The organism is Rothia sp. HMSC071C12, from assembly GCF_001813895.1.
Taxonomy (GTDB): Bacteria; Actinomycetota; Actinomycetes; order Actinomycetales; family Micrococcaceae; genus Rothia; species Rothia mucilaginosa.
In genome coordinates this window covers 1-3,995 of record NZ_KV814369.1, presented here as the reverse complement: position 1 = coordinate 3,995, position 3,995 = coordinate 1, and the positions used below count along the sequence as shown (strand labels likewise).

Annotated in this window: 2 protein-coding genes and 2 pseudogenes; all 4 read right to left on the bottom strand. The window is 55.9% G+C overall.

Annotation, left to right across the window (positions count from 1 at the left end):
• Positions 1–421, bottom strand: a pseudogene (locus HMPREF2942_RS09480) (peptide ABC transporter ATPase); the annotation flags it as partial.
• A 432-nt stretch (positions 422–853) separates the two neighbouring features.
• The gene (locus HMPREF2942_RS01965) at positions 854–1,564 is read right to left on the bottom strand and encodes a DUF6318 family protein (protein ID WP_049356855.1); all 711 of its coding nucleotides are present in this window, start codon (positions 1,562–1,564) and stop codon (positions 854–856) included.
• Positions 1,565–1,958: 394 nt separating this feature from the next.
• Positions 1,959–2,207, bottom strand: a complete 249-nt coding sequence (locus tag HMPREF2942_RS01960; RefSeq protein ID WP_070688161.1) for a hypothetical protein — start codon at positions 2,205–2,207, stop codon at positions 1,959–1,961.
• A gap of 547 nt (positions 2,208–2,754) precedes the next feature.
• Positions 2,755–3,995, bottom strand: a pseudogene (locus HMPREF2942_RS01955) (type I restriction endonuclease subunit R); the annotation flags it as partial.

The window sequence follows — 3,995 nt, the reverse complement described above, 5'->3', positions numbered from 1 at the left end:
GCTCACGAGGGTAGGTGGTGACCGGTTTGCCCGCGGTGTAGTTGGTGTCTGTATCACCATTGCCGTACTCGATGAAGTACGAGGAGGGCATGAGTTCAATTTCGACGTGTCCGGCGAGCACGTCTGCTTCGAGGCGGTAGGGGCCTCCGTCATCGACGTAGAAATTGATCTGGTCGCCCTTGTAGACGTTGGGATCGCCTTCTGCTCGACCGGTTCCTGCGGGGTTGTTGTAGGACTGGTGGAGGGTCGGCTTGCCGGGCTCTAGGGATTGGGCGGCTTCAATGATTTGCGCCATCATTTGTTCCCAGGTGGGGCCGTCGTTTGCCTTGGATTTAGTGTCCTGAACAGCCTTGATGTCTGAGGGGATGCAGTTAGCACTGGTGGGGCTCTTCAGTCCCATTGCTGGGCGACCGCGGTCCATGAATCCTGCATCAGTTTCCGGGCTGAGGTTGGTGTGTTTATAGATACCAACCTTTCCTCCCGGGGTTACGCAGTAAAGGACACCAGGGGTATTTTTAGAAGAGTAGACGTCAAAACCATTGGGGTTGTGGCTCTTTTCCCATTCATGGACTTGGGTTTTTGCTTTTTCTGCAGCTTCAGAATTTTTTGTATCTCGTACAGTATCTCCACCGGACTGATTGCGACCAGCATCGTATCTATTGGATTTAGAAGTAGGTTTGGGCTCTGGATTGTTAAAAATAGTTCCACATACCTGCGCTGAATTTGGGTTATTGCTAACACACTCTGAATACGAGCTGAATTCTCCTTCTACTCCAGACGCGGCAGTGTAACCAGCAAATGATATAAATAATGCTGCAATAGTATATTTGGCGAGAATCTTCATGGCAGATATTTAACCTTCGACTACCGTTGTTGACTCAACAAGCCAACGATCACCCGTATAACGCAACTTGATGTCCCACATATTATTGACATCATCCCCATTCTCGAAGCTCTCCCAGCTGCCGTCAGGCTCAACATACATTGCGTAAGTCCACTGCCGGTACGCACGCCAAATATAGGTCTCCCCGTCCTCAGACCAGGGCGCACCATTCGCTACAAAGTTATGAGTACCAGCAATAACCCAACCACCTTTCTCATAAAGAGATGAAATCTTCTTGCTGAAATCAATCTCTTCCTTGAAAGAAGGGCTCACAAATTTAAGGGTTTCCGTATAGTCTCCAGTTTGAATTGAGTAATTTTCATTCAAAATCCAAGCGCGAATCGTCTTCTCCAAGCCGGAAATCGACTTCTCGCGGTAACCCTCTTCGGGAGCCGGAGGCTTAGGCACGTTCTGGGCGGGTCCCTTCGAATCAGCAGGGCGGTACTCACCATCCGGCGCCTTGGAGCCGCCCGAGTAGCCTCGGACAGTAGACGGAGTAGCGCTTGCCGAGGGCGACTCAGACGCCGTGGCTGAAGCCGAAGCAGTCTCGCTCGGCGCGGCGGAGGCGGTGGCTGCCGCCTCGTTATTTGCCTGCTGGCCGCACGCCGCAAGCAGGGCACCCAGGCCCACAAGTGCGCCGCTGCCCAACAGGGTACGGCGATTAAAGATGGTCGAATCCATAGAAGATACGCTCCTATCATCGGTGACGGTGTGATATATGTGCATGTCAGGCCGTTATTCGCAGGTCAAGCTGACCACCGGAAGGAAAACAGCGCCGTAGCGCACCCAACAAACGCATCAGTGCGCTATGGAACACTACAGTTACCACCCTACCGCATCTTTGTGTCTATTTGCGTTGCTTTGAGTGCAATAGTATCTGAACGTCATTATTCGGACACATCAATGCTTTATGCATCAAATAAACCTACACTCACGGAGGCTCTGCCCCTGCAGAATTTGTGCCATGGTTTAGTGTCTTCGACCATGGTTTTTAACTACGACCAAAGACGCTAACCTATGGCACAAATCCGCAACTCATGACCGGATCCCCATCTGTGACAGGTGGGCGGGCGGGCTACACGGCGAGCGCATACATGTCGCGGAGGGCATCTTCCGCCTCGTCGAAGGCGTATCCGCTCTGGCAGAGAGCATCGCAGCGGTTACCGTAGCGGAGGCCGGCGAGGAACTCGCGGTCGGTGACTTCGGGCAGGTGTTCCATGAGGTATTCGCCGTTGTCGGTAAAGAAGTCGTCAATACTGGCGGCGTCCTGACCGGAGCAGAAGGTGCGGAAGTCTTCATCGCTGTAGTAGCCATCCGTGTACATGGGTTTCTCCTTTGGTCGTTCGATGGAGGAATGAGAACGCGTCGTTGTTCTCTACCACCAAGGTACGGGGCGCCCCTGACAAGATAAGGGGCTGCACCGCCCACGCCGGAGAAAATACGCAAAAAATATTGTGCGGCGAGGGGTTTTCTGGAGACGCGCTCCCCCGCCAAACTCCCCCGCCGCACGGAAGATTAGGTGCGGACGGGCTTGCCTCCTGTGTGCCGTTGCCCCGCCTCCCATACACCGGGCGGGAAATTCAGTCATGGGTTACGGACTTCGACCATGGGTTAGTGACTTCAGGCTGGGGTTTTACCCCCCCACCAAAGTCACTAACCTATGGTCGAAATCGGCGCTGTGCAGAGGGGCTAATCAGTAGCGTAGATCCGGGTTGATGCTGTCCACCCCTTCCCCCGCTTAACGGCAAGAAGCCACATGTGTTTCGAGAAGCCACCAAAGAAGTGGCTTCTCGAAACACATGTGGCTTCTGGGCGGATTACCGCAAACTAGCGCGGGTTACAGTACATAACCGTGCGTTAGTTTCCGAGGGTTATTCTCCACCAAGGAACGGCATGAAGCGGACGATGTGCTTCTCTAGCTTCTGCTTCACGCGCTTCGCCTTGGTTGCTGCGTCCTCGGTCTTCGCGCCGCCGAGCTTGCCGCCGAAGAGCGAAATCTTGCCCTTGACCAGGCGGCTGATCTTGCCGGGGATGGTGCGGCGGTTCTCCTTGAGCGCACGGTTGACGACGCGCTGGGTCTCTGCGGAGTCCAGCTCTTCGTCCTTGACGATGGTGTCCTCTTCGCGGGTGCGGCGGTCGGTCACGTAGTGGTGGAAGTGCTCCTGCACGTCGTGGTCTTCGGACTCGTTCAGGTAGGTGTCGAAGTAGTCCTCGATGATATCGCCGCTTTCGCGCAGGTCGGCGTCGTTACGAATTGCGAGGCGCACGCGGTCGCGGAAGTGCTCCACGCTGTCCTGCGCGGTTTCGGAGGTGCCGCTCTCCCCTGCCGCCTTGCCGTGGCGTGCGGCGCGGGCTGCCTTGACGAGCTCCAGGATATAGAGCACACCGACTTCCTGCTGCCTGACCAGTTCGGTCAGGAAGGATACGCGATCAAACAGGTCAACTGCGGTCGGCTTTTCTTCGCCTTCGCCGGTTTCGCTGTCGGCGCTGTCCTTCGCTTCTTCCTGTTCACGGCGCAGTTCGCGGGCTTCTTCGTAGATGTCGTTGTAGACACCGGTGTAGCCCTGCATGTCATAGTCGCTGATGAGTTCGTTGCCGCCGTCGCGGATGAACTCGTCGTGCACGCGCAGTTCCTGCTGCAGTTTAAGCACCTGGTTCATGAGCTCGATGTAGCGGGCCTTGTCTTCGGTGGTGTCCACGGTGATGGAGCCGCCCTCGTCGATGGGGAATTCTTCGCGCAGTTCAGATACGGCCTTGTCGTATGCGGCGTAGGCTTCCTTGTAGGATCGGGTGAACGCGATGTCGAGGGCGGACTGGCCGCTGCTATTTTCGGTGTCGCCGAAGAGGGTGAAGGCGTCCTTGGTTGCCTGTTCGAGGTCGCGGAAGCACACGATGTTGCCGGAGGGCTTGAGCGAGTTGAGGATTCGGTTGGTGCGGCTGTATGCCTGCACCAGGCCGTGCATCTTCAGGTTCTTGTCGACCCAGAGGGTGTTGACGGTCTTGGAGTCGAAGCCGGTGAGGAACATGTTGACGACGATGAGCAGGTCCAGCTCACGTACCTTCATGCGGCGGGAGACGTCCTTGTAGTAGTTATCGAAGGAGTCGCCGTCGG